We start from the raw sequence: 6,166 nt of genomic DNA on the forward strand, positions 1-6,166 counted from the left end.
GACGCCCCTACCTCCCGAGACCATCGACCCGAACCGCATCACACGGACCGAGGCGAACGTGCCTGTCGACCTGATCGCCTTCACCCTGGAGAACCGCATCCGCACACTCGCCACCCGCCATGGCGTACCTCCAGCGGCCCCGAGCACCCCACGATGCCCGCCTGCCCACCCGAGCCGCACCCGCTGACCCACGCCTCCCGCCCTCTGTCCTCCGCCCGGAAGCACATCGCCCTTGCCCCCTTCCACCAACAAGCCCTCCGACGGCTACGACATCGCCTTCCGCCTCCTCCTGGGCGTGGCCGCCATCGTCGTCCCCCTGTCCCACCTCGCCTGGCTGTCCGGCAACATCACCGCCTGGCTGGCCAGCCAGCCCTGNNCGCGCTGCTCGCGCTCGCCACCGCAGCCGTCGTCCTGTGGTCGCGCCACAAGACCAGTGGAGGACGGAAGAAGAAGATCGCCGGCATGGCCAAGCCCAAGGACATCGAGCCCCTGATGGCCAAGGCCATCACCGACAAGGCCCGCTCCCTGCGGCCGAGCCTGAAGACCGCCAAGCGCATCGACGCCAAGGACACCGGCATCCTCCTCGGCAACCTGCAGGGCACGAAGCACGAGGTCCGCATGGGGTACGAGGACGTCGCCGTTGCGATCATGGCCCCGCGCTCCGGCAAGACCACGTCGCTGGCAATCCCCTCGATCCTCAACGCGCCCGGCCCGGTCCTGCTGACCTCGAACAAGGCGGCGGGCGACGCGTACACCACGACCCTCGACGCCCGGGCCACGGCGGGGCGGGGGTGGTCGATGGACCCACAGCAGATCGCCCACGCGTCCCGCGAGATGTGGTGGAACCCCCTCGCGGACGCCAAGACGCTGGACGGTGCCGGCCGCCTGGCCGGGCACTTCCTCGCCGCGAGCGTGGACGCCTCCCAGCAGGGCGACTTCTGGTCCAAGGCCGGATCCAACATCCTGTCCCAACTCTTCCTCGCCGCCGCCCTCGACGACCGGCCCATCACCGACGTCATGCAGTGGCTCGCCTTCCCCGCCGACCGCACCCCACTGGACATCCTCCGCGACCACGGCTTCACCGCCGTCGCCGCCCAGCTCAAGGGCACCGTCGAAGGCCCGCCCGAGACCCGCGACGGCATCTACGAGACCGCCCGCCAGTACGCCGCCGCCCTACTCAACTCCGAGATCGCCGCCTGGGTCACCCCACAGAAGAACGTCCCCGAGTTCAAACCGACCGAGTTCGTCACCTCCACCGACACGCTCTACCTGCTGAGCAAGGACGGCGGAGGCGGAGCGAGTGCGCTGATCGCGGCGTGCGCGGACTCCGTGATGCGGGCCGCGACCGCCCAGGCCGAGCGCGCCGGCGGACGCCTCGACCCGCCGATGCTCGCGATCCTCGACGAGGCCGCCAACGTCTGCAAGATCTCTGACCTGCCGGACCTGTACTCCCACCTCGGCAGCCGCGGCATCATCCCCATCACCATCCTGCAGTCCTACCGCCAGGGCCAGAAGGTCTGGGGCGACGCCGGCATGGACGCCATGTGGTCCGCCTCCACCGTGAAGGTCATCGGATCCGGCATCGACGACCCGGACTTCGCCGACAAGCTGTCCCGGCTGATCGGCGACCACGACGTCGAGACCACCTCCACCTCCCATTCCGAGTCCGGCAAGTCCACCTCGGTGTCGATGCGCCAGGAGCGGATCCTGCCCGCCGACGCCATCCGCGCCCTGCCCAAGGGCACCGCCCTGTGCTTCGCCACCGGCATGCGCGCCGCCATGCTCGACCTGCGCCCCTGGTACCTGGAGCCCGGCGCCGACGAACTGTCCGCCGCCTCCGCCCGCGCTTCGAAGGCCATCACCACCCGCGCCGTCGCCAAGCACGCTCTCATACAGGACGACTTCGGCCCTGCGACCTGATCACAGCGCCTCGCCACTCCACCGGAGCCCCACCATCACCATGCGCCAAATTGACCTGCCCGCGCAGATCGACCATCTCCGCAAGCTCGGCGCCGACTTCGCCGCCCTGCACACCACCGTCACCGCCCTGAACGCCCAACCGGGCAGCGAGATACTGCAGCAGGTCGGTCCCAAAATCCTCGCCATCCACGAGCTCGTCGGCCGCGCCTTGGTCCGCCTGTCCGTGCTCGATGGCAGCCAGTACACGGCCGTGCCCGGCAGTCGTTCCTCCCTGGAGACGCTCAGTGAGGTCATCGCCTCCGGCTCTCTCGCTGCTTCGCAGCTGGCGAGAGCCGTGGCCGACAACCCGCTCGAAGCCGCTGCCTTCGCCGGAGGCCCACCGATCGACGACGCTGCCGTGCACCAAGCCCGGCACGCCGAGGCCAGGCCCCTCCTGGCCGAGAGCCTGACCACGGCCGCCCACCACCTCGACCTGTGCGCGACGTGCTGCCAGTACACGGCGGCCGGGATCGCCCGCGATCTGAAGGACCACCCAGAACACCGCTCGTCACTGCCGCAGTTGACCAACGCCCAGTACACGGCGCTCGACAAGATCGCCCAAGGCGGCGCCCGCCGCTACGAGCGTCGAGGCGGAAGCAGGAGCGTCATGGCCGGCGACGGCAGCAGCATCCACGCCACACCCTTCGCCGTGCTGGAGAAGCACCGCCTGATCCGGATCGACACACAGCACTCCGCCATCGCTGGCCAGGACATCACGGTCACGGCCGCCGGAAAGCTGGTGCTGGACACCCAGCGGCCCGGACCGACGCCCTCAGCATCACCGGGCAAGGCACCCGCACCCAGCAAGCCGGGCGGGAGGCGCCGATGAGCAGCCTGCGCCCGGATGAAGCGGGCGCTCTTGTCGCCGTCATCTCCCACGCACTCCATACGCAGCGCTGAGCGCCGGCCCACTCTCCCCGCCATCTCACCGTCAGGACTTACCATTTCCGCCATTCCGCAGTTCCGCGCCATATCACTCGGCGCGGGAGTCCAGTCCAGCGCCATGCTCGCTCTTTCCGCCGAAGGCGTCCTCCCGAAGGTCGATTACGCCATCTTCGCCGACACAGGTTGGGAACCGGCTGCTGTATATGAGCACCTCGGCCGCCTGGAGACAGAGATAGCCATGCCCGCCGGAATCCCGGTGCTGCGTGTCTCCGCCGGAAGCATTCGCGACGACGCCCTCGACCCGGATCACCGATTCGCCTCCATGCCTCTCTACATCCTGAACCAGGACGGGAAGCAGGGCATGACCAGGCGCCAGTGCACTGGTGAGTACAAAATCAAGCCGATCAAGAAGAAGGTCCGCGAACTCCTTGGATACCCCTATCCGCAGCGCATCCCGAAGGACGTGTTCGTCGAGCAGTGGATCGGCATTTCGACGGACGAATTCCATCGCGCCAAGGACGCCGACGTCCGCTACATGAAGAACGTCCATCCGTTGATCGAGATGGGTTTGTCCCGCAGCGACTGTGTCCGTTACCTGGCGTCGCTCGGCCTCGCGGACACACCGAAATCGTCGTGCCTGGGATGCCCCTTCCACGGCAACGCGCAATGGCGCCGCATCCGCGACACGAGCCCCGAAGAATGGCAGGACGTCGTCGCATTCGACGCCGCGATCCGAAAGGGCAACGCCCGGGCCAACGCCGCCGGCAACAAGCTGCTCGGCCAGGCGTTCCTCCACCGCTCGCGCGTGCCCCTCAGTGAGGCACCGATCGACCACGTCACCGCCGCCGAACGAGCAGCTCTCCAGAGCGAGCCGGCGGACGTGTACGAGCTGGAGCACGGCGTGGCCGACGGGTGCTCGCCCTGGGCATGCCGGGGAGATGCGGACGCGTCGGCGCAGGACGACTTCGGGCTGGCCTCTTGATCCTCGACCTCTTCGCGGGTCCGGGCGGCTGGAGCCACGCCCTGACCGTGCTGGGTGCTCGGGACGTCGGCCTGGAGTGGGACAAGTGGGCCTGCAAGACCCGCGCCGTCGCGGGCCAGTTGACCATCCGGACGGACGTGGCGCTGTACCCGACGTGGCCGTGGGTCGGCCGAACGTGGGGGCTGATCGCGAGCCCGCCGTGCCAGGCATGGTCGATGGCCGGCAAGCGCCTGGGTCTGGTGGACCAGCCGCTGGTACACCAGGCCGTCTCAGACCTGGCTGCCGGGCGGGACACCCGCGAGAAGCTGCTGGCCGCCTGCCGGGACGAACGCAGCATGCTGGCCGCCGAACCGATGCGCTACCTCCATGCCCTGAATGCGGTCGGCGAACCCGAGTGGGTCGCCATGGAGGAGGTTCCTGACGTTCTGCCCTTGTGGCGGCAGTACGCGACCGTTCTGCGCCGTTGGGGCTTCTCCGTCTGGACGGGCATCCTCAACGCCGCCGACTACGGCGTCCCCCAGACACGGCGGCGGGCGATCCTGCTCGCCTCCCGTATCCGTACAGCCGAGCCGCCCGCGCCCACCCACGCCCAGGCCGCCGAGCCCGAGTCGCTGTTCGGGCCGGGCCGCGCCCGGTGGGTCAGCATGGCGGAGGCCCTCGGCTGGGGCGCCACCGAGCGGCCCGTCCCCACCGTGTGCGCCGGGGGCGGACCGGGCGGCGGCCCCGAGCCCTTCCCTTCCGGCTCACGCCAGAGTCTCGCCAACGCCCGTAAGCGAGGTCTGTGGCGCCCGCAGGCGGCTCCCACGGAGGTGGTGCTCGAACCGCAGACCCGCGGAGCAGGCTGGGCCGCGCGGCACGGCACCCGATCGGCTACCCCCGCGGGAAGCCCGGCGCCCATGTTCACCAGCAAGGCCACCCACTGGAAGTGGGCACTGCGCAGCAACAACCAGGCCAACGCCACCGTCCGGCCGCTGGACGAGCCCGCCGGGACCCTGTTCTTCGGGCACCGCGCGAACGAGTGCACCTGGGTCGCCGAGCCCGTCGGTGTCCCGTCCGAGGGCGAGCCCCCTGCGGCCCCGGAGCCGATCCGGATCACTGCCCGGGAGGCCGGCGTCCTGCAGACCTTCCCCGCCGACTACCCCTGGCAAGGAAACAAGGGCCAGCAGTTCTCCCAGATCGGTAACGCCGTGCCCCCGCTACTCGCCGCCCACCTCCTCGCCCCGCACCTCCGAGTGCCGCTCAACCCCGACGACTTCACCCTCGCCGCCTGATGCTCCCCGACCACGCTCCCGACAAGGACGAGGGCCTCGACACGCTGCCTGAACCGCGGCCGGTGTACTACGCCGAGCAGGCCCTCCTCGGCGCCCTCCTCCTTGAACCCCACCGTCTCCCCGACATCACCGGAGTCGAACCCGACTCCTTCGCCCAGCACGCCCATGGCGCCCTGTTCGCCGCGATCCGCTCGCTGCCGACCCCCGATCCCGGCCGACACGCCAAGGACGCCAGCTGGCTGACCGCGGTCCTGACCACCGCCCGAAAGCACACCCGCGGACTGACCGCCTCCTACCTGCACACGCTGGTCCAGATCTGCCCATGGCCCAAGCACGCACCCGCCTACGCGCGGATGGTCGAGACCGACCACGCCCGCCGCACCCTGCGCTTGCACGCCCACCGCCTCAAGCAAACCGCGACAGACACCACGCTCCCCCAGCCCGTCTCCGCGGCCCTCGCCGAAGCCGATGCCCTCGCCCGCTGCGCCGACGACCTCGCGGCCCGCTTTCGGGCGCACCCCGGTTCCCTGCCCCGCACGCCGGCGCCACCACCCGGCGGCACGCTCAGCGGCCACGACGAAGAAGCACTCGACGAGGAGCGGTCACTGCTGGCGACCGCGATCGCGCACCCCGCGGAGACCGAGCAGATGCGCTGGCTGACCGCCCAGGACATCACCCACCCGCTTCACGCCGGCCTGTGGCAGTGCCTGACCGCCCTGACCCGGCGCGGTGCTCCCGTCGACCCGGTCACCGTCCTGTGGGAGGCCCAGCACAAGGGCCTGCTCACCGCGGAGATCACGCCCCGGGAGCTGCTCGACCTCCTCGATACGCCGCCCGGCGGCTCGCCCCCCTACTGGGGCGAACGCATCCTCAAGCGCGCCGTCCTCGCGACCGCACATCGCGTAGGCGCGCGCATCGCAGCGTTCACCGACGATCCGGCGACCACCCCGTACCAGCTCGTCGTCGGCAGCCGTCGCGCACTGGCAGACCTCACCTCGCTGCGCACCCGCTGGGAGCGGGCCAACCATCCCACGCCACCAACCATGCCCGCCCACTCCCGAACCTCACC

Annotated in this window: 4 protein-coding genes and 2 pseudogenes; all 6 read left to right on the forward strand. The window is 70.3% G+C overall.

The features are described from left to right. A pseudogene (locus tag AOK11_RS44190) lies at nt 1–187 on the forward strand (SPDY domain-containing protein); the annotation flags it as partial. Nucleotides 188–377: 190 nt separating this feature from the next. Beyond that, nucleotides 378–1,920 (forward strand): annotated as a pseudogene (locus AOK11_RS34655) (type IV secretory system conjugative DNA transfer family protein); the annotation flags it as partial. A 40-nt stretch (nt 1,921–1,960) separates the two neighbouring features. Continuing rightward, nucleotides 1,961–2,788 (forward strand): hypothetical protein, encoded by an 828-nt coding sequence (locus AOK11_RS34660; protein ID WP_055597627.1) that lies wholly within the window; start codon nt 1,961–1,963, stop codon nt 2,786–2,788. Nucleotides 2,789–2,962: 174 nt separating this feature from the next. Next, nucleotides 2,963–3,826, forward strand: coding sequence for an adenine nucleotide alpha hydrolase family protein (locus tag AOK11_RS34665; protein WP_206188986.1), 864 nt, complete (start codon nt 2,963–2,965; stop codon nt 3,824–3,826). Next, on the forward strand, nt 3,823–5,097 hold the full coding sequence (locus AOK11_RS34670; protein ID WP_107098757.1) for a DNA cytosine methyltransferase: 1,275 nt from the start codon (nt 3,823–3,825) through the stop codon (nt 5,095–5,097). The genes AOK11_RS34665 and AOK11_RS34670 overlap by 4 nt, the downstream gene beginning before the upstream one ends. Further along, the coding region (locus AOK11_RS34675) for a DnaB-like helicase N-terminal domain-containing protein (protein WP_055597628.1) at nt 5,097–6,166 on the forward strand (1,070 nt) is incomplete at its 3' end. The genes AOK11_RS34670 and AOK11_RS34675, both read left to right, overlap by 1 nt.

It is taken from the genome of Streptomyces hirsutus, from assembly GCF_001418415.1.
In the GTDB taxonomy this organism is placed as follows: Bacteria; Actinomycetota; Actinomycetes; order Streptomycetales; family Streptomycetaceae; genus Streptomyces; species Streptomyces hirsutus.